General features: G+C 36.5%; 23 protein-coding genes. All 23 read left to right on the top strand.

What is annotated here, in order from left to right; genetic code table 11:
- Nucleotides 1–104 precede the first annotated feature (104 nt).
- Nucleotides 105–1139 (top strand): rod shape-determining protein, encoded by a 1035-nt coding sequence (locus DER71_RS05100; protein ID WP_114457896.1) that lies wholly within the window; start codon nt 105–107, stop codon nt 1137–1139.
- A gap of 22 nt (nt 1140–1161) precedes the next feature.
- Complete coding sequence (locus DER71_RS05095) at nt 1162–3030, top strand: SpoIVB peptidase S55 domain-containing protein (protein ID WP_233486994.1); 1869 nt, start codon at nt 1162–1164, stop codon at nt 3028–3030.
- An 88-nt stretch (nt 3031–3118) separates the two neighbouring features.
- Nucleotides 3119–7468: a translocation/assembly module TamB domain-containing protein gene (locus tag DER71_RS05090; RefSeq protein WP_114457895.1), complete on the top strand. Its 4350-nt coding sequence runs from the start codon at nt 3119–3121 to the stop codon at nt 7466–7468.
- A gap of 27 nt (nt 7469–7495) precedes the next feature.
- Nucleotides 7496–9202, top strand: coding sequence for an outer membrane protein assembly factor (locus tag DER71_RS05085; RefSeq protein ID WP_114457894.1), 1707 nt, complete (start codon nt 7496–7498; stop codon nt 9200–9202).
- A 144-nt stretch (nt 9203–9346) separates the two neighbouring features.
- The gene (locus DER71_RS05080) at nt 9347–9838 is read left to right on the top strand and encodes an OmpH family outer membrane protein (protein WP_114474377.1); all 492 of its coding nucleotides are present in this window, start codon (nt 9347–9349) and stop codon (nt 9836–9838) included.
- Nucleotides 9839–9944: 106 nt separating this feature from the next.
- Nucleotides 9945–10838, top strand: coding sequence for a hypothetical protein (locus tag DER71_RS05075; protein ID WP_114457892.1), 894 nt, complete (start codon nt 9945–9947; stop codon nt 10836–10838).
- A 43-nt stretch (nt 10839–10881) separates the two neighbouring features.
- Nucleotides 10882–11289: an OmpH family outer membrane protein gene (locus DER71_RS05070; RefSeq protein WP_114457891.1), complete on the top strand. Its 408-nt coding sequence runs from the start codon at nt 10882–10884 to the stop codon at nt 11287–11289.
- The gene (gene lpxD, locus DER71_RS05065; RefSeq protein WP_233486993.1) at nt 11273–12337 is read left to right on the top strand and encodes a UDP-3-O-(3-hydroxymyristoyl)glucosamine N-acyltransferase; all 1065 of its coding nucleotides are present in this window, start codon (nt 11273–11275) and stop codon (nt 12335–12337) included. The genes DER71_RS05070 and lpxD overlap by 17 nt, the downstream gene beginning before the upstream one ends.
- Before the next feature lie 82 nt (nt 12338–12419).
- Entirely contained in the window at nt 12420–13286 is an 867-nt protein-coding gene (gene lpxC, locus DER71_RS05060) for a UDP-3-O-acyl-N-acetylglucosamine deacetylase (protein WP_114457889.1), read from the top strand.
- Nucleotides 13279–13728: a 3-hydroxyacyl-ACP dehydratase FabZ gene (gene fabZ / locus DER71_RS05055; RefSeq protein ID WP_233486992.1), complete on the top strand. Its 450-nt coding sequence runs from the start codon at nt 13279–13281 to the stop codon at nt 13726–13728. Before lpxC ends, fabZ begins: the two co-directional genes overlap by 8 nt.
- A gap of 20 nt (nt 13729–13748) precedes the next feature.
- Entirely contained in the window at nt 13749–14561 is an 813-nt protein-coding gene (gene lpxA, locus DER71_RS05050) for an acyl-ACP--UDP-N-acetylglucosamine O-acyltransferase (protein WP_114457888.1), read from the top strand.
- 12 nt (nt 14562–14573) lie between these two features.
- The gene (locus DER71_RS05045; RefSeq protein ID WP_114457887.1) at nt 14574–15416 is read left to right on the top strand and encodes an LpxI family protein; all 843 of its coding nucleotides are present in this window, start codon (nt 14574–14576) and stop codon (nt 15414–15416) included.
- Nucleotides 15416–16540, top strand: a complete 1125-nt coding sequence (gene lpxB / locus DER71_RS05040; RefSeq protein WP_233487376.1) for a lipid-A-disaccharide synthase — start codon at nt 15416–15418, stop codon at nt 16538–16540. Before DER71_RS05045 ends, lpxB begins: the two co-directional genes overlap by 1 nt.
- A gap of 3 nt (nt 16541–16543) precedes the next feature.
- Nucleotides 16544–17122, top strand: coding sequence for an LPS export ABC transporter periplasmic protein LptC (lptC, locus tag DER71_RS05035; RefSeq protein ID WP_114457885.1), 579 nt, complete (start codon nt 16544–16546; stop codon nt 17120–17122).
- Nucleotides 17112–17741 (top strand): LptA/OstA family protein, encoded by a 630-nt coding sequence (locus tag DER71_RS05030; protein WP_114457884.1) that lies wholly within the window; start codon nt 17112–17114, stop codon nt 17739–17741. Before lptC ends, DER71_RS05030 begins: the two co-directional genes overlap by 11 nt.
- Nucleotides 17731–18450: an LPS export ABC transporter ATP-binding protein gene (gene lptB, locus DER71_RS05025; RefSeq protein WP_114457883.1), complete on the top strand. Its 720-nt coding sequence runs from the start codon at nt 17731–17733 to the stop codon at nt 18448–18450. The genes DER71_RS05030 and lptB overlap by 11 nt, the downstream gene beginning before the upstream one ends.
- Before the next feature lie 16 nt (nt 18451–18466).
- Nucleotides 18467–19567, top strand: coding sequence for an LptF/LptG family permease (locus DER71_RS05020; RefSeq protein WP_114457882.1), 1101 nt, complete (start codon nt 18467–18469; stop codon nt 19565–19567).
- Between the two features lie 18 nt (nt 19568–19585).
- A complete protein-coding gene (locus DER71_RS05015) occupies nt 19586–20911 on the top strand; it encodes a DUF3084 domain-containing protein (RefSeq protein WP_233486991.1) in 1326 nt (441 codons plus the stop codon).
- A 1-nt stretch (nt 20912) separates the two neighbouring features.
- Nucleotides 20913–21350: a Holliday junction resolvase RuvX gene (gene ruvX / locus DER71_RS05010; protein ID WP_114457880.1), complete on the top strand. Its 438-nt coding sequence runs from the start codon at nt 20913–20915 to the stop codon at nt 21348–21350.
- Between the two features lie 85 nt (nt 21351–21435).
- Entirely contained in the window at nt 21436–21591 is a 156-nt protein-coding gene (locus DER71_RS11925) for a hypothetical protein (protein WP_158531791.1), read from the top strand.
- Complete coding sequence (locus tag DER71_RS05005) at nt 21578–21913, top strand: hypothetical protein (RefSeq protein WP_233487375.1); 336 nt, start codon at nt 21578–21580, stop codon at nt 21911–21913. Before DER71_RS11925 ends, DER71_RS05005 begins: the two co-directional genes overlap by 14 nt.
- A 411-nt stretch (nt 21914–22324) precedes the next feature.
- The gene (locus DER71_RS05000) at nt 22325–23332 is read left to right on the top strand and encodes a hypothetical protein (protein ID WP_114457878.1); all 1008 of its coding nucleotides are present in this window, start codon (nt 22325–22327) and stop codon (nt 23330–23332) included.
- An 18-nt stretch (nt 23333–23350) separates the two neighbouring features.
- On the top strand, nt 23351–24283 hold the full coding sequence (locus DER71_RS04995; protein ID WP_114457877.1) for a hypothetical protein: 933 nt from the start codon (nt 23351–23353) through the stop codon (nt 24281–24283).
- Nucleotides 24284–24415: the final 132 nt, after the last annotated feature.

The following is a 24415-nucleotide window of genomic DNA, read 5'->3' as shown; positions in this document are numbered from 1 at the left end:
GACTTTTTTTGTAAATATAATATACATGGTTGTTGGAATTTTATTAATGTCTGAAACATAAAATGATCGGAAAATAAAGGAAATGTGCGAGAGGAGTATTTATATTGAAATTCCTAAACAAATTCAGCAAAAAAATTGCAATTGATCTCGGTACAGCTACAGTTATTATCTATGAACACGGCAAAGGGATTCTGCTGCAGGAGTCATCATATGTGGCTCTTGATACAAATGACCGTACAGTAATTGCAGTGGGAGATGAGGCAAGAAAAATGCTGGGGAGAACTCCCGGTAATATTGAGGTTGTTCGTCCCTTAAAAGATGGGGTGATTGCGAATTTTGAAGTTGCAGAGCTGATGCTGAAAAGTTTTCTCAAAAAAATTGGTGTAAAAAACAAATTTATCAAACCTCTAATTATGGTATGTATACCTGTTGGTGTAACAGGTGTGGAAAGTAGAGCAGTTCTGGAAGCGGCAGTTCAGGTTGGAGCAAGAAAAGCTTTTTTAATAGAAGAACCTGTGGCAGCAGCAATTGGAGCTGGACTGGAAATAGAAAAAGCAGAGGGGAATATGGTAATAGATATTGGTGGAGGTACAACAGAAATCGCTGTGCTTTCTCTTGGTGGAATAGTGGCAGGAGAATCAATTAGAGTTGGTGGTGATAAGTTCGATGAGGCTATTGTAAGATATGTAAGAGAACATTATAATTTGATTATTGGTGAGTCTACTGCTGAAGAGATAAAGATTAATATTGGCTGTGCACTTCCAGATTTTGATGGAATATATGAAGTTAAAGGAAGAGATCTTATGACAGGACTGCCCAGACATGTAGAAATTTCTTCCAATGAAATCTATCAGGCTTTAAAAGAACTGCTTGAAAATATAAGTCATGCAGCCCGAAGGGTTCTGGAAAAAACCCCGCCAGAGCTTTCTGCAGATATCGTTGAAAGGGGTATTATTTTAACAGGTGGAGGGTCTCTGCTTAAAGGTCTGGATAGATATATAAGTGCAGTGACAGAAGTATCTGTTTTTGTGACAGATGAACCACTTATTTGTGTTGCAGAAGGAACAGGACAGGCGTTGAGTGAGATAGATAGGCTGGCAGATGTACTTGGAACCGCGGATCACAGCATCTCCTCCTAAAATAAAGGAGAGGATTGATATTTTGAATAAAAAAAGGATTTTATTTTTTATTATTATAATACTGCTCATTTGTTCAATAACAGTATCTGCAGCCGAAGAAATTATGCCTTTAAATGAGGTTAAAGCCGGTATGCAGGGATATGGAAAAACAGTTTTTTCTGGGACTGAGGTAGAAAAATTTCCAGTTGAAATTATTGATGTTTTGAAAAACAGAGGTATCAGTGGTGACCTGATACTTGTCAAAACATATGGAGATAAAATAGAGAAGATAGGTGGAATTGCTGCAGGTATGAGTGGAAGTCCTGTTTATATTGATGACAGGATGGTCGGAGCCATAGCCTATGGCTGGTCATTTAGTGACCACCGCTATGGTCTTGTTACTCCAGTAGAAGATATGCTGGATCTGCTGGAAAAGATTGATTTAGAAGAGGAGATAAACTCTGATCTGGATAACAGAACGGATCTTAAAAACAGCAGGTTAAATTTAGCCAAAAATCTGGCTGCCAGTAGCTCACCATTGATGGTAAGTGGGCTTAATGGAAGAGCACTGGAAATGCTAAAAGATGATCTATCCCATCTCAATCTTAAAGTATTACCCAATAATGGGATTAAAGAATCGGATAAAAGTACAGTTCGACCGGAAGCTGGCGAAGCTATCGCTGTACAGCTTGTTAGAGGTGATATCAATGTGGCTTCAATTGGCACTCTGTCATATATTGATCAAAATAAAGTGATAGCATTTGGTCATCCATTTACAAACAGGGGTGAGGTCGATTATCTGCTCAGCAGGGCGTATATTAATGGAATAGTTCCCAGTGAAGAACAGCCATTTAAGCTGGGTTCACCATATTCAAGGTTGATTGGTTCAATTACACAGGATAGAGGTGCAGGTATAGCAGGAAGGCTGGGTCAATATCCGCATATTATACCTCTACACATCTCTATATCAGAAAATAATGAGCTTAAAGAGGAGATTTCTCTGCAGATAGTTAATGACGAATTTCTGCTGACCTCACTTGCAAACAGTGCAGCCCTTCAGGCTGTGGATTCTTCGCTGGACAGAATTGGTCCAGGAACCGCCCGCTCCAGGCTGAAGATAATGGGCAAAGGGTTACCTGATCTGCAGATAATCTCAACAAATATGTACTACAGTCAGAAGGATATAGGGAGTATGGCACTTTATGACTTTTATCAGCTGCTTAATTTGATTGCTAGAAACCCTTTTAAAGATATAAATTTAATAGATATAAGGCTTGAATTAGATTTTCAAAAAACTGATAGTGTGGCACTGATTCAGGAAGCAAAAGTGCTGAATGACGAAATCTATCCTGGTGATGAAGTGGAAGTGAAAGTAACTCTACATCCCTATAGAAGCGATGTATTTACCAGAAATGTTTCAATCAAACTGCCGGACGATGTTGAAAAAGGGGTGGCAACTTTATTTATTGATGGAGGCTACACTGGAGAGACTGCCCGGCCCGAAGATGCCGAAACACAAACACAGTCTGCTCCTTTAAATGAAGCAGAAGTTGCCGGCCATAAAAGTTTTGAATCTATGCTTAAGGAGTATATGAAAAAGCCGGACAACAATGATTTAATAGTTCAGGTTTATCCCGCCTACAATGGATCTGAGTATACAGAAAGCAGTTATCCTTCTCCAGAATGTGAGGGAGCAGAAAAAACGGTTCAGGATGAAAAAAGAGAAGATAATATGCAGAAAGAAAAGGCTGAAAAGGAAGAAAAAGGCAGGAGTTCATCTAAAGAGGAGATAAAGGAGATTTTTAGTACAGATCATGTGCTTGAGGGGAGCCTGAATCTTGAAATAGAGATAAAAGAAAAAGATACAGCAGAAAGTTCTGAAGGTGAAATATCCGCAAAAGATGAACCCTAAAAATATTAATCTTTCTAATGAATAGTTAAAATGCCCGGGTATATCGCCCGGGCTGCAGCCATTTTATTTTTGCGGTGGAGGTTTTTATATGGATAAGCGGTTGAAATTTCTGCTGGGTGTCCTTACTGTTTTTATTATAGCAGTTTATTTTTTGAATATTGCAGTAGGAGTGCCTCAATTTTTAAAAGAAGATATAATAAACTTTCTGGAGGAAATTATAGGAGGAGAGATTTCCGTTGCAGAAATTTCTTTTTGGCCCTTAACAAAGATAAATCTAACTGAAGTGAGTTTTACTGATGACTTTCATAATAATATTGATATTGAAGAAGTAAATCTTATCTATCACTTCAATTTTTTTGCAGGTGATAAAAACTGGCTTGAGCTAGATTTAATTAAACTCAAAAGTCCAGCAGTAGAAATTAATAATCTGTTTTTTGATAAAGAAATTCAGAAGGATCAAGAGATTAGGGATATGGAGATGGTTCTACCTGAATTTTTTAGTGGACTTGTAGTTAATATAAGTGATGGGAAATTAAATTCCAAACTGGAAGATTATCAGTTTAAGCTTAATAATTTTAGTCTATCACTTTCTGCTGTTCAAACAACCGAGTTTGAGCTTAATTTTAACGGAACGGCAGAAATAAATTATTTAAATTTAGGACAGAAAAATAAGATAAAAGATCTGCAGCTGGATGAACTGAAGGCTTCTTTAGATTACAGAAATGGAAAATTAATTCTAGCAGCAGAAAGTAGAAATTTACCCCTGCATTTTTTGGAGGATTATATTAATGCAGAACAGCTTTCTTATGCAGATTATAGGGTAGATCTCCGATCTTTAAATGGAACTGCTGATATAAATACTTTTCTTGAGATGAAAAATCTAACAGTAGAAGAATATGCTGTTGAAGTAAATTTAAACAGTGCTTCTATGTCGGCAGATATAGAAAACAGCAGCCCGAAGGCTGTACTAGAGCAGCAGAAGCTGGATATAGAAATACCGGAATCAAAGCTGGCTTTCAGTGGCCCGCAGCTTAAGTCTTCTATGGCCAGCACAGAAGTAAGTGTTAATGGCAGTATTTTTACTGCTGCTTTTGACTATATGGAAGAGAGTGGGTACAGGTTAAAACTGGAGGCAGAGGATATTTCTCCAGAGGATATATCCAATAAATATATAAAGAAAGGCAATTTCGATATATCAGCTTTACTGGAAGGTAATCGAGAAAAGTTAACTTCTATAACAGCTGATTTGAAAGCAGAAAAATTTAATATTCTTGATAAAAATATAGAAAAGGCTGCAGCCAGCATAAGGATGGAAGAAAAAGTTATTTATGTAGATAATTTTTCAGCACAGATTTCAGCTTCAGCTCAGATATCACTGCAGGGAAATTATTCCCTTAACTCAGGCAAATATCTTGTTTCTTCTAAAGCAGATAATATAGTGCTTTCTGATATACCTGAGGGATTACAAAATTATATTCCCGATAATTATAAAAAACAGATTTCTGGAGAAAAATTGAATTTTGATATAAATGTCGGCGGAATATATAATGGTAAAAACGATTTATCGGCTGCTGGAGAAGTCAATCTGGATTTTAATCTGAAAAATTTAAATGACAGTGTAAAACTGAGCACATCATTTTGGTATAAAGACAGCACAATTTATTTAGGAAAAGCAGCAGTTGATTCATCCCTTGGCAAACTGGATATAATAGGAAGTATAGATTTTGCCAATAAAATCTTTGCCATCCGCTATGCAGGAACTCAAATAGATGTCTCTCTGCTGGAACTCAGTTCACTTGGTGTTTTACCATTTGACAGCAGGTTATCATATGTTAATGGTGGAATTAGTGGTAAATTTAAAAATCCAGAAATAAGTCTGCAGGCCAGAATGCCTTTTTTGGAGTATCAAAATTATAGAATTGAAGAGATAAATCTGCGCACTAAATATAATGAGCATAGATTAAACATAGAAGAATTTGAAATGAGAGTTGATGATGCAAAAATAACCGGCAGAGGGTATATTGATAAACCTCTTTCCGAATCAGCCAATCAGGCTGCTATTACACTTAAAACAGAAAATTTATTTTACAGCAGTCTTTCTGATTTTTTAAAGCTGGATCTCCCTTTTTCGGGAGAACTTAAGGCTGAACTCAATCTGTCAGGTAATATTAGAGATCCTAAAGTAGTTTTCAGTATTAATTCTGAAAATACAATTTTAAAGACAGCTGAGCGCGAATTTGAGCTAAAAACACTTCAGGCAGCAGTTATTAGGAAAAATGAAAAGTTTAATCTCAATAACCTGAAGGTGTCAGATGGTAATATCAGTTTGACTGCATCTGGAAACTATAATTTGAACAGTGGTCTTGATATAAACTTCAATATTGATAATATTGTACCTGCAGATTATTTAAATATAGAAGGATTTTCTGGAGTTATCACAGCTGATGGAAATATAAGTGGTCAGATAAGCAGTCCGGCCGTAAAATTTTCTCTAAACTCAAAAGAAATGGAGTATTATGGCCTGGACTTAAACATAGAGAATAGTAATTTTAGATATTTTAAAAACAGCCTTTATTTTGACCAATTTTCTTTTAAAGCTGCTGAAGGGAACTATAATTTAGAAGGAAAGATCAGCAAGCTGCTGGATCTGCCTGAGTTAAAGCTTAAATTAATGGTTGATTCAGCATCAGTTAACAGTATTTTAAGCAGTTTTTCTTTAATAGATCCATTTAGGGATGAAATACTGTTTAATGGAGAGGTAGATATAACAGGAACAGTTTTAGAACCAGAGGCAGCAGTAAATTTAGACGGAAATTTTTCCGATTCTCCAAAAAGTAAATTTTCTCTCAATGGAAATATCGATAATAATCTGGAAATTTATATAAAGGGCCATAATATATGGCTCAATTATACTGACAAAAGATCTGCAGTAAAAATTTCTGCAGAAGGTAGGGCCGATTTTGAAGGACAGATAAACGGCAGTATCGATTATCCACTTTTAAGGTTGGAGCATAATTTAGATCAGTTAAAAATAAATGATACAGCTATAGAAAAAGTTGAGGGAGAGATTGTTCTTGAGAATTTTTCCAGAGTTTCGGCCAGAGAAAATATTTCAATCAAACAGGGTGGAAATATGTATGTCGATAGTACATATATGCCAAAAGATAATAATCTAAATACTGCTTTAGAGGTAGAAAAATTTCCTCTTGCTCTTATTATGTCTCTTTTTTCTCAAAAATACAGTACTGATGGTTTAATAGATGGAAAAGTTAAAATCAGTGGCGATCCACTGGCACCAAAAATGTCAGGTAAGCTTAATGTTAATGGACAGAAGTTGGATCTTAATATTTCAGATCCGATTAAAAACTATTCCGGAAATATAGAATTTAAGGGTGATAAAATTGATATTTCCGCATTAAACGGCAGATTTGGAGATGGGAATTTCAAAATCAGTGGATTTATAAAGCCGTTTACCGGAGGAAATGAAGCCTGGAATCTAAATCTTAATGGAAAAGAGCTGTACTTTGATGTAGGCTCACTTAAAGGGAATTTTGATGCTGATATTTCAATGACAGGACCTCTGCTTAATCCACTTGTTTCCGGTGATCTAAAAACCTATGATTTTATAGTTGGTATTCCGTTTAAGTGGCCGCACAACAGTGGTTCAAGTGGGGAAAACAATTTTGAGATAAGACTTGATTTAAATATAACACCTGGAAAAAATGTCAGAGTTAAAAACCCTAATATTGATGTTACAGTGGCTGGTGGGAGTTTGAGACTTTTTCTGGCTGATGGTGATCTGAGGATGGAAGGCAGACTTACTGCAGAAAGAGGAGTCTTCAATTATTATGGCAATAGATTTGAACTTCAGAGTGGGACTTTAACATTTACTCCATTTGCTGAAGATGATATTCCTTCTCTGCAGATCCTGGCCCGAACCTTTGCCGGTAGGACAGAAATTACAGTTAATTTAGATGGACCTGTAGATAATATGCGGACCACCTTCAGTTCCAGTCCTGAACTGAGTCAGCAGGAGATTTTGAATCTCCTGACAAGCAGGGGAGCACTTGGTTCTGCTATTACTGGAGAAGAAATAGAAGTGCAGTCAGTAATCAGGCAGGAATTAATACGTATTGTAAATTCAGCCTTTCAGACAGATGTGGTGGATAGGCTGGAAACAGATATGGAATCTGCACTTTCTCTGGACCGATTGGAAATTAATACCTATCAGTACGGCCTGGAGAGAGAGTTTGCAGTTTATTTAGGAAAAAACTTATCAGATAAATTTTATTTAGAATATGCTTCTATTTTTACCGAAGATGAACGTGAGCGGGAGTGGTCTTTTCAGTATCTGCTTACAGAGAAAACAAAGCTTAAAGGGAGCTGGCTTGGTGATGACGAATACAGAATAAGTATAGAAACAGGTTTTGAATTTTAGAATCCAATTATATTTAGGAGGCAAATTATGAGGCATAACCATTATTTTAAGATATCTATGATGGCAGCACTTGTGCTGGCTCTAATGGTAGCTATAACACCATCTGTGGCTGCACAGTCACCTTTTGATGAAATAAAGAAAATTAGTGTTGAAGGTAATGAAAATATAAGTGAATTCGAAATTTTATCAAATGTTGTGACAGAAGTGGGAGATACACTTGATCAGGATCAACTGCGTAAAGATATGAGAGCAGTTTATGATATGGGCTATTTTTCTGATGTGAATATTACATTTGAAAACTATCAGAATGGACTGCATGTTATATTCGAAGTTGTAGAAAATCCGATTTTAAAGGAAATTAACTTCAGTGGATATGCGGATGTTTATTCAGAGGAAAAATTAAAAAAAATGCTGGACCTAAAAATGGGGACAGTACTTAATGTTAAGAAAATGAATGAAAATCTAAAAAAGATTCAGGAGAAAGCACAGGATAATGGATATATACTGTTCCGCTATACAGATGTAAGCATATCCAAAGAGGGGATTTTAAGTATTAAAATGAATCCCGGCTATATAAATGAAATAAAAATTGAAGGAAATACAAAGACAGATGATAGAGTAATCTTAAGAGAAATGCCTGTTGAATCAGGTGATATTGTAAATATTAAAGTTATACAGAAGGGATACCAAAAGCTATACAGGCTGGGATATTTTGATAAAATTAATCCAGAACTGGAGAGCGTTGACAGAGATAAAAATACGGTAAATCTTATTATAAAAGTTTCGGAAGGTAAAACAGGTCGCCTCAACTTTGGTGGCGGATACAGCTCAAAAGATGGCATGCTTGGTTTTGTAAATGTCAGTGAGAAAAATCTTTTTGGAAATGGACAGAATATAGGACTGAGGTGGCAGTTTGGTGATAACACAACTTATTCTTTGAACTTTTATGAACCATGGCTAATGAACACCAAATTATCTTTTGGCTTTAGTGTCTATGATGAAAATATTGAAAGTGAAGATATTGATGGTAATAATTATGAAGAAAATAATAAAGGTGGTAGTATTACCTTTGGCTATCCCATTACCGAAGAATGGAGAACTTCTATTAGATACCGACTGGAAGATACAGAAACGGTCTGGGAAGAAGAAGATCCGCTTGTCAATAGGGTAAATGAATCCGGTTCTATTAGCTCAATTAGACTGGCCTTTAATCGTGATACAACAGATCATCCGTTCAATCCAAGACATGGTGGTATTGATATGCTGTCTACAGAATATGCCGGTAATTTTCTCGGTGGAGATTATGATTTCACAAAATACAATCTGGAGATGAGGAGATTTTTCCCCGGTTTTAAAGGTAGACAGGCCTGGGCACTGAGAATGAAGGCAGGTTTGGGTTATGCTGATTCTGGAGAAATACCTTATTCCGAAAAATATAAACTTGGTGGGTCGGAATCACTCCGCGGTTATGAAAACAAATCATTTACAGGGGATAATATGCTGCTCTTTAATTTAGAGTACAGATTTCCGGTCAGTGATAACTTCAGTGGTGTAATATTTGCAGATGCAGGAAACGCCTGGGATGACAGAGATAATATTGATCTGGGAGACATGTTTTATGGTCAAGGTGTTGGTCTGAGGATGAATACACCTATTGGACAGCTGCGGCTTGATTACGGCTGGGATGAAGATGGAGATGGAATGCCTCATTTCAGTATAGGAAATACATTTTAGAATCTGCAGTCTGAATTAATTAAGACCGAGAACGATCTAAAGCTATAACAGCAGTATTTATTTTTTAAAAATAGGTGAACAGATTAAATGTACAAATAAATTAAATAGTCGATAATTCAGTAATCACAGGAGGTATTTTGAAATATGAAATGGGGAAAAAATGTATGGATAATAGTATTTGCTGTTATTCTGCTTATTGCAGCTGGTCTTTCTGCTTTAGTACCTGTAAAAAATATCTTTTCGGACAGTAAATATAAGGGAGAAATAGCATGTGTTGATCTGGAAGCTGTATTTGATGCACACCCGTTCAGAAAAGAAGCAGAGAGTTTTCTCAATCAAAAAGCCTCTCAGCTGCAGCAGGAAATGGAGCAGAAGTCAGCTGATGTGGAAAGATCTAATCTGCAGAGTATGCTGAGGGAATATCAGCAGCAGCTTACAGATGTAGAATCAAAGCTGCTGTCAGATCTGCTTAAAGAAATAGACAGCTCAATAAAAGCTGTTGCTGAGCAAAACGAGGTCAAATTTGTACTGGAAAAGAGAAATGTTCTTTATGGAGGTTATGATCTGACAGATGAAGTAATAAAGTATATTGTAGACAATGATGAAAACAGAGCTGAAAGCAGTGAAGAGAATTAAGCTCTACAAAACCATCTTTTTGTTTTTCAGATAGTTTGGTCAGATGAGTTAAATTTTGCCGATTTAAGTTAAAAACCCAGCAAAAATATAGGTGGAGGTGGTGGAGATGAGAAATTTTGGAAAACATATGATTACTGTTAGATTTCTGACGGCCAGTATAATTGGACTCATCTTTGCCTTCCTGATAATATTTGTTTTCCCAGCTGTTGAAGAGGAGAGAATATATCTAAAAACACTGGAGATTGGTAAACCATCAGCACCTGAAACTTTAAATTCTGATGATCAATTTGCTCAACTTATGCAGAAAAAAGCAGAAGGAAAAGAAGTTCAGATTTTGATGAAAGATAGAGTTAAAAAGAGAAATTCTAAACTGATGCAGGCGGCTATAGACTCTGCTCTATCTGTTATTACAATAAATCATATAGAGAAAATCAGAGGCAAAAGAGAAGAATATGAGGCCCGCCTGAATGAATACAGAAATTTTCTTGCAGCAGATTATGAAGAACAGACAGCAGAGAAAGAAAAGGAGCTGGAAGAAAAACTGATGGAAGATTTAGAGGAGTTGAGGACAGAGCTGAAACAGAAATATAAAAGTCGTGACAGTCAGATTCTTTTAAACAACTATAATAAAATATTAAATTTGAGAATAAAAATTGAGGTTGTTGCTGAGGGTCAGGATGAGGTGGAGAGATTAAAAAGTGAACTTCAGAAAATAAGAGAAGAACAGAATGAGATTCTGGAGCAGAAAAACCAGAAATATAATCAGGAGATAGAAAAGAGAGCCAATGTCCTTATCAACAATTATAATCAGGATTTTTTGGAATTTCAGAAAAATATTAAAGCAGAACACAGCCGCCTACTTGCGGCACATGAGTCTAGACTGCAGAAAGAGCTCAATAATTTTATTGCAGAACAGAGGCGGTCTATGAATCTTAAAACAGAAGAAAAAGCCGAGTATTTAAATAAACTGGCTGAAAAATCTTTAAAAAAATATTTCTAAATTTTGATAGATAAATTTTTTTACAGACAGGAGTGAAATTATAATGTCCATTCGAAAAGCAGCGGCAATTTTTATAGCATTAACTGCTTTATTTTTGGGATTTTTTCTGGAAAAACCGGAACAAATAGCAGTAGTGGATTTAGAAAGAGTTTTAAATGAAAGTAGTTTTGCTTCTTCACTGCAGGATAAACTCAGCTTTGAAGGTAAAAAACTGCAGAACTCCAGTGGTGATGCAGAAGAAAAATATAAAAAGTTTATGGATCTTAAAAATGATATAGAAAATAAGATCAGCCGCAACATAGAAGAAAAGGTTAATACTATTGCCGAAAAAGAAAATTATAATGTGGTTTTATACAAAAGATTTATACACAGTGGTGGAATTGATATTACAGATCAACTTATTATGGAGCTTGATAAAAATTTAAGGGGGAAAGTTGAAGTTGAAAGTTAGCAGCAGTGAGTTAAAAAATTCAGAATATACCGCAGCCGAATTAGCAGATTATGTTGGCGGTAGAATAATAGGAGACAGGGATATTAGAGTAAATTCTGCCAGAGGGATAGATGAAGCAGAGAAAAACTCTATAACATTTGCCGATAACAAAAAGTTTTTTAAAAAAGCATTAAACTCAGCGGCAGATCTTATTATTGTGCCGGATGAAATGGAATTTAAAACAGAAAAAACGCTTCTTTTGACAGAAAATCCCCGCACCGCTTATGCAAAAATTGCTTCACTATTTTTTAAAACACCTTATAAAAATGGGAAAATATCCGGAAAAGCTGTTATAGCAGAAACAGCCTGTATTGGTAAAAATGTGTCGATTCATCCTGGTGTTTTTATTGGAGAAAATACTGTTATTGGTGAGGGTACTGTTATCGCTCCTGGAACAGTAATAGCTGAGAATGTAGAGATCGGCAGAAATTGTCTGCTTCACCCCACTGTTACTGTTGAGAGAGGAAGTATTATAGGAGATAATGTTACCATAGAGGCTTCTACAGTGATTGGCTCTGATGGTTATGGCTATGCAAGTGATTCTGAGGGACATCATAAAATCCCACAGCTTGGTAATGTTGTAATTGAATCTGAGGTTGAGATAGGAGCAAATGTTACCATTGATAGAGGCACCAGTGGTTCAACGATTGTAGGTAGAGGAACTAAAATAGATAATCTGGTCCAAATAGCCCATAATGTAAAAATAGGGCCAGAATGCTTAATTGTTGCTCAGGTAGGAATTTCTGGTAGTACAGTAATTAAAAAAAGAACAACACTTGCCGGCCAGGTTGGAGTAGTAGGACATATCACTCTGGCGGAAAAAACAACAGCAGCAGCCAGAAGCATGGTTACTTCAGATACCAAAAAAGGAGATTTTATATCAGGAGCTCCAGCCCAGAACCACAGACAGGAATTAAAAGAAAGAGCTTTACTCCGCAGGCTGCCAAATCTACAGGAAAGGGTAAAAAATCTGGAAAAAAAGCTGGCTGAACTGGAAAAAAACAATTAATTTAAATATTTTATTGAATTATAAAAGATATAAATATATAATATAATATTGAAAGGTTTCTTTTTTGAAAGGGATGAAGCATTTGTTTATAGAAAAAAACAGACAGCATACGATAAAAAATGAAATAGATTATAAAGGAATAGCACTTCATTCAGGTGCTGACGCATATATTAAGATAAAAGAAGCTCCGGCAGACAGCGGTATTATTTTTAGGAGAATGGATCTGCAGGGGAAGCCATATTTGAAGGTAAAACCTTCTTCAGTTGTAGATTCACGCAGATGTACAACTCTGGGGAGAAAAGATAAGACAGATGTGAGAATCAGTACTGTTGAACATCTGATGGCAGCAATTTGGGCATCAGATCTGGACAACCTTATGATAGAAGTTGATGGACCTGAAATACCTGTTGCAGATGGTAGTGCAGCACCATTTTTCGATCTTCTGCAGTCAGCAGGCAAAAAAGAACAGAAAAAAAATTTGTTTGTATTTTCTATAGATAGACCTTTGTTTGCCAGAAATGGTGGTTCCTATATTACAATTTTACCATATGATGGATTTAAAATATCATATACGCTGGATTATGATCATCCTGCTGTAGGGACAAGCTTTTTTGAATATGATAGTAAAAAAGATGATTTTAGAGATGATCTAAGCCGGGCCAGAACATTTGGTTTCGAAAGGGAGATAGAAAGACTGCATAAAAATGGACTTGCACTTGGTGGAAGCCTGGATAATGCTGTTTTGATTGGTAATGAAAAAGCGATAAATCCGATGCGTTTTAAAAATGAATTTGCCAGACATAAGGTTCTGGATATTGTGGGAGATATGGCTTTAAATGGACGAATAGAGGGGCATATAATTGCTGTTAAATCAGGTCACAGCCTGCATGTTGAATTGGCTGCACTGATAAGAGAAAAAATGATTGAGGAGGAGAAAAAAATTGGGTGATATAAACGAAATTATTGATATTAATAAAATACGTTCTATTCTGCCTCACCGTTATCCACTGCTTTTGGTAGATAAGATAGAAGAACTGCAGAAGGGAGAACACGTTGTAGGTATAAAAAATGTAACAATTAATGAAGAATTTTTTCTGGGTCATTATCCAGACCATCCCATTATGCCTGGAGTTTTAATAGTAGAGGCAATGGCACAGGTCGCTGGTGTTTTAATTTATTACAGTTTTGAAGATATGAAAGAGACATATCCCTATTTGACCGGTATAGATAAGGCCAAATTTAGAACAACAGTTGTACCTGGTGATAGATTGGTAATAAAAGTTGATGTAATGAGACTTCGCAGTAAAATTTCTAAAGTAAGAACTGAAGCATATGTTGAAGACAGGCTGGCTGCAGAAGCGGAACTAATGTTTGCTTTTGAAGCAGAATAGAGGAAAAGGAGGCGAAAGTATTGGCTGAAGCAGGGCAAAAAGCAAAACTACTCAGGCTGGGAAATATTCACGAAACAGCGGTAGTTGCACCAGGAGCAAAATTAGGAAAAAATGTAGAGATAGGACCATATTCTATTATTGGAGAACATGTAGAGATAGGTGATAACACTGTAATAGGACCACATGTAGTTATTGATGGATGGACAACGCTAGGAAAAGATAACAAGATTTTTCATGGAGCTTCAATAGGACTGGAACCCCAGGATCTAAAATTTGATGGGGAAAAAAGCTATCTCTTTATTGGTGATAAAAATGTGATAAGAGAAAATGTGACCATTCACCGGGGGACTGCTGAAGGTGGTGGGGAGACAAGAATTGGAAATGATAATTTAATTATGGCCTACTGTCATGTTGCCCATGACTGCCAGTTAGGAAATCATATTATAATGTCTAATGCCACCAATCTGGCAGGACATGTTATCATAGAAGATAATGTAGTAATTTCTGGTATGGTAGGAGTTCATCAGTTTGTGAGAATTGGAAAAATGAGTATGACAGGTGCACATTCCAAAGTTGTAAAAGATGTGCCTCCATATGTACTTGTAGATGGTCATCCAGCTGGAGTAAATGGTATCAATGTAGTAGGACTGCGCAGAAATGGGGTAACACCTGCACTGAGGAGAGAAATCAAAAAAGCCTACAAAATTTTGTATAGATCAAAACTAAATATAGATGAAGCAATTAAAAAGATGGATCAGGAGCTTGATGCAAGTGAAGAAATAGAACATTTTTTGAGATTTTTGAGAAATGTACAGCGCGGTATCTGTCGTTAGGATGATAAAAATATGGAAAAAATAGCACTGATAGCAGGCTGGGGAGAACTTCCTGCTGTGTGGGCAGAAAGAGCAACTAAAGCAGGGCTGGACATAGCTGTATTTACACTTGCTGAAGAAGAGACAGTATCCTTTGCTGACCTATCATTAGAAACAGTAAGTATAAATATCGGCCATATTGATAAGCTGATCGGACTCATTCATAATAATAATATCAAAAAAGTTCTAATGATTGGTAAGGTGAGGAAATCGCATCTTTTTAGCGGTATCAGTCTGGATGACAGAATGAAGGTTATTTTGTCCGAACTTGAAGATTACAATGATGATACAATAATGAGGGCAGTTGTTGAAGAATTCATAAAAGAAGGAATTGATGTATTACCACAGTCATATCTGTTGGAAGATATGCTGCCTGAAGCAGGTCTTATTACTTCAGAAAAGCCTGATTTTAGAGTCGCTGCCGATATGGAATATGGATTAAACATGGCCCATAATTTGGGTAGGCTGGATATCGGCCAGACTGTTCTTGTTAAAGATAAAGCAGTTATGGCTGTTGAAGCTATTGAAGGAACAGATGAAGCCATCAAAAGAGCTGCTAAATTCGGCGGCAGAGGAATAGTAATGGCAAAAGCAAGCAAACCACAGCAGGATATCAGAGTTGATATACCGACTGTTGGTTTAAAAACACTCAATCTGCTGCTTGAAGCAGGGGCAGATGGACTGATAATTGAAGCAGGAAAAACCTTTCTGCTTGATAAAGAAGAATTTTGCCTAAGGGCAGAAAAAGGTGGTCTTAAAGTAGTGGCCGCTTCTTTTACAGAAGAAGGTGAACTGATAATACCATGGGGAGAGTAATGGTATCTGCCGGTGAAGTATCTGGAGATATGCATGCGGCAGAGGTAGTGAAAAAAATATCGGATATAGTCCCGGACAGTGAATTTTTTGGTATGGGATCTACCCGACTTAGAGAAGCTGGAGCAGAAATTATTATAGATCCTACTGAAGTAAGCACAATTGGATATATGGAGGCAGTAAAGAATTTAAAGACCCATCTAAAAAATTTAAAAACGATGAAAAATTTGATTAAAGAAAGAAAACCGGATGTAGTATTTCTGGTTGACTATTCATTTTTTAATATGAGAATGGCAAAAGCCTGCAGCAAATTTGGTGTACCAGCTGTTGATTATTTCCCACCAACTGCCTGGATTTATCGCAAAAAAAGGGCAGATAAAATGGCAGCATATGGAACCGAAATTGCTGCTGTTTTTCCTATGGAGAGGGATGTTTACGAAAAAGCAGGGGCAGAAGTTACTTTTGTCGGCCATCCACTGATAGATATGGTTAAAGTGGATGAAAGCAGAAAAGAGATCAGAGCTGAACTCAGCTGTGCAGAAGATGAGTTTTTAATTGGCATTCTTCCCGGAAGTAGAAAATCGGAAATAGATAGACTGCTTTGTAAAATGATTAAATCAGCAGAAAAGCTAAAAAAAACATATGATAGAGTTAATTTTGTTATTGCAGCAGCTGATAGAGCTGCTGAAGAGATGATAGAGAAATATCAAATGGAAGCAGGTTCCAATATTAAAACTGTAAAAGACTACAGCTATCAGATCATGAAAGGGGCGGATTTTATTATAACTGCTTCTGGAACGGCAACTGTTGAAGCAGCTGTTTTAAATACTCCCATGATAATCTGCTATCAGACTGGTAAAACTTCTTACTGGCTGGGAAAGAAAGTTTTTAAAATTGACCATATTGGCATGCCGAACATTATTGCCGGCTATGAGCTGCTGCCAGAATTTGTACAGGAAGATTTTACGGTAAATAATATTTACAGTAAAGCTGCTGAGTTTATAGAAAGTCCCGACAAATTAGATAAGATATGTGATGGACTTAAAAAAGTAAGAAAGAAGCTCGGTGGTGGAGGTGCTGTTGAGCGGACAGCTGAACTGGTTGTCAAAAAAGGGGGCCTTAAATAACAGTTGAAAAACAGCAGATTTATTTTAGCCATAATTTTGATTTTAATTACTGTTTTTGGTATTTATTTCAGCTTAAGGCAGGATCCTATGAGCAGTCAGCCCGAAATAGAAAAGGAAGCGGAAAAACCACAGCAGCAGCTGGCAGAAGTTTTTTTTACAGTATATGACAGTGATGAAAGTCACCGCCTTGAACTGCAGACAGAAGATCTAAAAAATTACAGTCAAAAAAAACTTATGGAGCTGAAACCTGTTCATGTTGAGGTATATAATGATGATACAGGGGAACTCCTTTATATTATGGATGGTGAAAGCGGAGTTTATTATACTGATAATAAAATTTTAAATATTAAGGGTCCGGTGGACTTTGATAGAAATAAGTATACTATTTACTGTATGGAAATAGTATATGATCTTAAAGAAGATATTTTAAAAGGAAAAAAAGATGTTGAAATCTACGGTCCAAACTTTGTAGGGAAGGGACACAGATTTAAGTCTGATCTGAATATTGAAGATCTTGAACTGTTCCGCAGTAAAGAGAAAAAAGCGGTAATAAATTTTAAGGAGAGCAGAAATGAAGAATAAATGCCTGATCATCTTATTTACATTTTTAATAATGACAGCTGCTGTTTTTTCAGTATCGGCAGAAAGAGAACTCAGCGGAGATAAGCTGGACTTTATACCTACTGGTGAAGGCTATTCTTTTACTGCAGTTGGTAATGTGGAATTAATTTATGATGATATCACTCTTAGATCTGTCGGCAGAGGGAGCTATGATCAGACCACAGGTGATATTCATTTTGAAGATGAAGTAGAACTCTTTTATCTTGATTATGAGGCTTATTCAGATCTGCTTTATGGTAATATAGAACAAGAAGTATTTCATCTGAGAGAAAATCCGGAAATTTTGGGACCTGATTCACATCTAAAAGGTGATAAAATAGATGTCTACAGAGCTGAACAAAAGATAGAAGTAAGGGAAAACACCTATCTGGATTATCAAAATCTGCAGGCCTATTCGGAAAAGATAGATTATTATATGGATAGAGAAATAATTATACTCGAAGGTAATGTAGAAGGTACCAGAAATGGCCAGAAATTTTCTGCAGAAAAAGTGACTGTTGACCTGGTAGAAGAAAAAGTTAATATGGAAGGACAGGCCACAGTGGTCTTTCCTCAGGAGGAAAAATCAGATGGCAGTTAAAGCAGAAGGTCTGGTTAAAGAATACAACAAAGAAAAAGTGGTTAATGAGGTGAATATAGACCTTAAAAGAGGAGAAATAGTAGGATTGTTGGGACCAAATGGTGCTGGTAAGACAACAACTTTTTATATGATTCTGGGTCTGATTGTGCCAGATGCAGGGGAAGTTTTTTTTGATGACAAAAAAATTTCTCATCTGCCGGTATACAAAAGAGCCCGTCTTGGTATAGGTTATCTGCCGCAGGAAAGCTCCATTTTCCGCAAAATGACCGTAGAAAATAATATAAAAGCCATTCTTGAATATCAGGATGTTTCTGAACAATTAATAGAAGAAATGACAGATGAGCTGCTGGATGAGCTGCATATTAAAAACTTAAAAAATAGAAAAGGATTTCAACTTTCCGGTGGAGAACGGCGCAGGGTAGAAATTGCCAGAGCTCTGGCAGCTGAACCGTCATTTATACTTCTTGATGAACCTTTTGCAGGGATAGATCCAATTGCTGTTAATGACATTCAGGCTATAATAAACTACCTCAAAGAAAGGGGTCTGGGAGTGCTGATTACAGATCATAATGTGCGGGAAACACTTTCTATCACTGACCGCTCCTATATTATGTATCAGGGAAAAATACTCCTTTCCGGCAGTTCGCAGGAAATTGCAGAAAGTGAGCTGGCAAGAAAATTTTATCTGGGTAATAATTTTACTATATAGAGTGAGGTGCATGTTCTTGAAAATAATTAACAAATACATCTATAAAGAACTGATTGCACCTTTTTTCTTTGGTGTGGCAGCTTTTACAGGAATTTTTGTGGGAACCAATCTTATTTTTGACTTAACAGAATATCATACAAAATGGGGTGTTGATACACTTACTCTTATACAGTTATTTTTTTTGAGTCTGCCGGAAATTATTGTACTTACCTTCCCCATGGCAGCCCTGCTTGGTACAATAATGGCTTTTAACCGTCTTTCTGGAGATAGTGAAATAACAGCTATGAGGAGTGGTGGTATCAGTATTTTTACACTTATACTGCCGGCTTTGATAATGGGACTTGTAACAAGTGCTTTTACAATTGGTATTACAGAATTTGTGGTGCCAGGTGCAAATTACCGGGTAGAACAGATTATATATGAATTCAAACATGGAGAAAAACGGCCGGAAACACAATATGATCTTTTTTTAACTCCACTTGATAATGAAAGCGGCAGACCTGATTATATTCTTTATGCACATAAATTTGATTCTGATAATGGAACTATGAGCGATGTTGTTGTACAGAGTTTTGATAATGGCAGTCCGCAGAGTGTCCTCAAAGCCGATAGTGCTGTCTGGCTGGAAAATGGCTGGAACTTCAAAAATGGTATAATATATTTTTTGGATAAAGAAAATAGATCTCCAGCTCTGATGTTTACAGAATATAGGCTGGAAGAGGCTATTCATACACCGGTGGAAGTTTCCAAATTAGGTAAAAGAATAGATGATATGAATATTAGAGAACTTAAGGAATATATTGATCTGCAGCAGCAGCAGGGAAAGGAAGCCTATGAAGAAAGAGTGAAGTGGCATCAGAGATTTGCCATTCCTATGGCCAGCTTTATATTTGCACTGCTGGCAGCTCCACTGGGAATTCAGCCACAGCGTTCTGGTGGTTCTGCAACAGGATTTGGAATAAGTATTATCATTATTTTTATTTATTACAGTTTGATGACAGTGGGAGATGCTCTCGGAAGTCAGGGAACTATTCCACCATGGTTTGGGGCCTGGCTTCAGAATATTGTAATTTTCCTACTTGGCACTTATATGATTTACAGAACAGCCAGAACTTAAATGAGGAGGTGGAGGCTGGTGAATGGTATATTAATTTTAGTCCTTGTTACTTTTCTGAGTGGACTGATAGCCTATCTGGGCGACAGAATAGGTATGAAGATGGGGAAAAAACGCGTTTCACTTTTTGGTCTCCGCCCGCGCTATTCATCTATAATTATTACTATTGTTACCGGAATTTTAATCGCACTTATATCTGTAACTATACTGCTTTCGGTTTATTCAGAATTGAGACAGGCATTATTTAATATTAATGATGTTTTATACAGGCTCGAATATCTAAACAAAGAGCTTGCAGAAAGAGATAGTGAGCTCAGCTCTCTAAAAAGTGAAATAGAAAAAAGACAGCAGGAAATAAATAAGAAAAATGCCCTTATAGAAAAAAAAGATCAGGAAATACAGCAGAAAGATAAGGAAATTAAGGCAAGTGAAAAAGAACTTAATCAACTGGAAAAACAGCGCAATGAGCTTCAGGCAAAACTGGAAAATCTGCAGCAGGAGCTGAAAGAAGCCAACAGCAATTTACAAACGGCAGCAGCTGAGATAAAAGAGCTGGAGGCAAACAGAGATGACCTCAAAAAAAGAGTATCAGAGCTGGATACACAGCGGAAAGGTCTGGAGGAAAAAGTAGCTGATCTTCAGGAGCAGATAAATAATTTAACAGCTAATTATGAAGAGCTAAAAGAACTGGCAGGCCAGCTTCAGGCAGGTGTCATTTACTATATGGGTGAGGAGATGGTCTATCAAAAAGGTGATATTATCTATACCGATGTCATGGAAGGTGGGCGCAGTGAACAGGAGACAATTTCTGCTCTGAATAAATATCTGCAGGAAGCAAATAAGGTTGCAAAACAGAAGGATATTGAGATAAATGAAGAGACAGGTATGGCTCTCAGACTGCAGACAGAGGATATTTTAAATGCAGCGAGAATTATATATAATATGGATCCAGGCAGCAGGGTAATAGTAAGTCTGGTAGCCAGAGTCAATGTTCCCAAAAACGATTGGCTTTATGCCAATTTTCTCCTTAATGAGGATTTTATAGTCTTCGAAAAAAATGAGCTTATTGTGAGCAGGGAGATTGATGCAGATCAGTCACCAGACCAGATAGAAGCAGAACTTGAAGCTCTGCTGGATAAGGTTAACAACAAGGCTATAAACCAGGGCCTTCTGCCAAATAATTCCGGACAGGTTGGCAGTATAAACTTCAGCTACTTTTATGAAATATTAAATAAAATCAAGTCAATGTCTGGTAGGGTAGAAGTCAGCATCAGAGCTGCAGAGGATATCTGGAGAGTAGATAGGCTGACAAACAATTTGGACTTTAATATTAAGGAGATCGACTGAGATGAATAAACAGATTATAGCTGTTGATCCCGGTAAAGATAAGGTTGGAGTTGCTGTTGTTGACAGTACTACAGGTGTAAAAGAGCAGTTGATAATTCCAGCCGACAGATTGAGTCAGCATTTAAAGGCGATTTTTAAACACTACCGAATAGATGAGATAGTGCTGGGAAATGGGACAGAGGCAGAAAAAATAGAAAAAAAGATAAGCAATATAAAAAAAGATATAAAAATTCATATAATAGATGAAAGTTCTACCACAGAAGAAGCAGAAGCAAGGTATATTAAAGAAAAGCCCAAGTCCAGGCTGGAGAAACTGCTGCACAAATTTGTTTCTTGGCGGCCCAAAACACCCGTAGATGACTATGCAGCGGTGATAATTGCAGAAAAATATCTTGCAAAACTTGACAAGCAAAAGAAAAATGATTACAATAACAAATAAGATAAGAACCCCGGGGGATTTCCCTCGGGGTTTTTTGTGTGTAAAATAATAAAATGGTAAATTAAACTAAAGGAGGAAATTCTAAGTGGAGTGTTCAATTGTTTTATTGATTATGGTTATGTTGTTTATTGGGAGTTTTGCAGTGACAGTACAGGCAGAAAGTGACTGGGAAATGACAGGTGGATTGGCTATTACAAATACCACCCTCGATGTATGGAATAGTTGGTATGGCAGATTATAAACTTAATGAGAACTGGACTATTGGTGGAGGAATAGGGGTATATAATGGCAGCAAAACAAAGGATTTTGAAGGTGATATTTTAGTAAATAATTTACTGGCCGTTGACCCTGTAAATGATCATAATCCGACTCCAAATCATGAGAAATATGACCTGGATGGAATAAGCTACAGATTTGGTGTTGGTTATGAAAAAGAGATTACTGCAAACTGGGGCTTTAATGGTGGAATCGATTATCTTTATATGGAAATTGATGATGAAGAAGAAGGTAATGTGTACAGTAATGGTTTTTCCTATAATCTGGGATTAGTTTATAACTTTTAATTTAAATCAAATTACTTAAACTTAATATATCACATTAAGATGGTGTTGATTATATCAATATAATCTGTGATAATTTTGGCGAAAGAACTGCATCAATAGATGGTGTCCGGCTTAAAGCCAGTATAGTTATAGATTTTATTAAAAGAAAACCCGATGGGCTTGTCTGCCCTCACAGATGAATAGTGCCTAATTTTGAAGTAATTAAATATGATTCTCCCACAAAAAGGTTATTTGCGTCTCTACTCATTAAGATTGATTAACGAAAAATGCCTAATGTTCCGCAAATACCCTTTTTGTGGACACATCAAATATTACTTTAAAATTATTCTTTTGTACTATTCTCTGGATAATTTTGTCCTTTTCTGTTATAATTAATATGTACAAATATGTATTAAATGGAGGTGGGGAGAGATGAAAAAAACAGTTATATTTATGCTGATTATAATGCTGCTGAGCTTTTCTTCTTGTGTATTAGCTGAAAATATTGAAAAACTTGATAAAGCTGCTGAAAAGAATTTAAAAACTCTCGACCTGCCTGATGAAGAAGATAAAATTTTTTCGGATAAAGGAAGAAAAGAGCTGCTTGGTATTGCATCTATGTTTGACAGTAATATAAATGTGGATGAAATAGAAGTTGAAACTGAACCGTTTGATCTGACAGGAGAAAACATGAGCAGAACTATGAAAGAAGGGCTAAATCTTCTTCCTAACCTTATGCTGGATGCAGATTATAGTGAAGAGATTGATGATGATAATAAACTTGAAACTCAAACAGACCTTAATATTCAATATACAGTTAATTCCCATACATTGATAAGAGCTGGATATTCTCTGGCCAGTCGGGAATGGTGGGATGTAAATGGTATTACAATGCCGGAATCAGGCAGTCTTGATATAGAGCAGACAGCTTTTGAGCCTTTAGAAAGAAGTATAACCGAGAGTGAACCACCACTGGGGAATAAAACTGCGGTTTACAATGAAGAATTAAACAGGAAGCAGAGTCTGGGTATTGCCTATCAGACAAATGATAGAATAACTGTTTCTGCTGATTATATACGCAACAATGAATTTGAAGACTATTTAGGCAGTTCCACCATATTTGGTGTAAGTTTTACAGATGACCTGGGAGCGATAAGGGCTAACTTTCAGCTGGATACAGCCAATAATGTAAAACAGCAGATAACAGGTATTGAACTTGATTTTAAGGATCTAGCAACTTTTAGTGCATCATATAAGCTGCTTGATCCAGCTCAGATAGAATCTGCACTAAATACACAAAAAAGCTCCTGGAATATTGGTCTGGGTGTTAATTTAAATGAAGCGGCTAAAGTTTCTCTTGGGTATGAGGTAACAGAAAGTGAAGATGAATCTGAAGAAAATGAATCCAATATTAAGGCAGCATTTGAAATTAAATTTTAATAGGGAAGGTGAAGTTATTTGAATTTTTTCAGACAGTCATTTTTTGTTGTATTTTTAATTTTTGTATTAAGTTTTGTAACTGCTGTCTCCTCGACTGCAGCCACAGGTATAATTCCTTTAGAACAAATTGGAGAAGTAGAAAAACTTCTCTATGGTAGTCCTCAGAATATACCGATGGTGAAGAGAATAGCAGATATTGAGCAGACAGTTTATAGTGAAAAACAGTCGGGTTCTATTGTAGAAAGAGCAGAAAAGATTATAAATGATGTGATGATAAGTTCAGAAGGTGAGCCATCACTCCTCTTTTTACTCAATACAGTTGGCTGGTCTTTAAACGGCAGAGTGGGAAGAGGTACAATTGTAGAGCGGCTGGAAAATCTGGAGATGATGATAACCGGTACAAAAGGTGAAGGTCCACTCTGGGACAGAATAAAAAATTTATATAAGGTGAGTATAAGTGGTAAAGAAATACCGGTTAAAAAGGTAACTATTCCTGATGATCAGCTGATAAGAATAAAACTGCTCGAAAGTATAGACTCTGGTCAGTCTTATACAGGTCAGCTTATTCCCTATGAAGTAGTTAATGATATTACTATAGAAGACAGCCTGGTAATTCCATCTGGCATGAAAGGATATCTGAAGGTATCTGATATAAAATCCGCCGGTAAAATGGGTAAAGATGGTGATATTAAAATAAGTTTTAAAAAACTTATGCAGCTGGATGGAAATTATCTTTCTGTTGAATTAAATGAAGAGGCACAGGAAGAGAATAAATCACAAAAGCTTGCTATTGGAGCTAGTCTGCTGGGAACAGCACTCTTTGGACTTCCCGGTGTAGTTGCCGGTTATTTTGTAGAAGGTGAAGAAGAAAAAATTCCAGCTGGTTCGGAATTTTATATACAGAGCAACGGCAGCCAGGAAGCATTTGGCCTCCTCGTAAATAATGACTAGACAAAAAACCTGTCCGGGGAAACTGCGGGCAGGTTTGTTTTTTGTGTGCTCCGTAAATTATTCTGATAATAGGTGAAAGTCCTATCTATGTTGTGGCATGTATCATGTAGAAGTCAACAGTGACAGGGTGTT

The sequence above is a fragment of the Halanaerobium sp. DL-01 genome, assembly GCF_003338615.1.
In the GTDB taxonomy this organism is placed as follows: domain Bacteria; phylum Bacillota; class Halanaerobiia; order Halanaerobiales; family Halanaerobiaceae; genus QPJE01.
This window is presented reverse-complemented; position numbering and strand designations above follow the sequence as displayed.

What these genes read in the sequence shown, in the direction of transcription:
- DER71_RS05090 (WP_114457895.1), top strand. Translation starts at nt 3,119, where the DNA reads ATGGATAAGCGGTTGAAATTTCTGCTGGGTGTCCTTACTGTTTTTATT.
- DER71_RS05085 (WP_114457894.1), top strand. Translation starts at nt 7,496, where the DNA reads ATGAGGCATAACCATTATTTTAAGATATCTATGATGGCAGCACTTGTG.
- DER71_RS05080 (WP_114474377.1), top strand. Translation starts at nt 9,347, where the DNA reads ATGAAATGGGGAAAAAATGTATGGATAATAGTATTTGCTGTTATTCTG.
- DER71_RS05075 (WP_114457892.1), top strand. Translation starts at nt 9,945, where the DNA reads ATGAGAAATTTTGGAAAACATATGATTACTGTTAGATTTCTGACGGCC.
- DER71_RS05070 (WP_114457891.1), top strand. Translation starts at nt 10,882, where the DNA reads ATGTCCATTCGAAAAGCAGCGGCAATTTTTATAGCATTAACTGCTTTA.
- DER71_RS05045 (WP_114457887.1), top strand. Translation starts at nt 14,574, where the DNA reads ATGGAAAAAATAGCACTGATAGCAGGCTGGGGAGAACTTCCTGCTGTG.
- lpxB (WP_233487376.1), top strand. Translation starts at nt 15,416, where the DNA reads ATGGTATCTGCCGGTGAAGTATCTGGAGATATGCATGCGGCAGAGGTA.
- DER71_RS05030 (WP_114457884.1), top strand. Translation starts at nt 17,112, where the DNA reads ATGAAGAATAAATGCCTGATCATCTTATTTACATTTTTAATAATGACA.
- lptB (WP_114457883.1), top strand. Translation starts at nt 17,731, where the DNA reads ATGGCAGTTAAAGCAGAAGGTCTGGTTAAAGAATACAACAAAGAAAAA.
- ruvX (WP_114457880.1), top strand. Translation starts at nt 20,913, where the DNA reads ATGAATAAACAGATTATAGCTGTTGATCCCGGTAAAGATAAGGTTGGA.
- DER71_RS05005 (WP_233487375.1), top strand. Translation starts at nt 21,578, where the DNA reads ATGGCAGATTATAAACTTAATGAGAACTGGACTATTGGTGGAGGAATA.
- DER71_RS05000 (WP_114457878.1), top strand. Translation starts at nt 22,325, where the DNA reads ATGAAAAAAACAGTTATATTTATGCTGATTATAATGCTGCTGAGCTTT.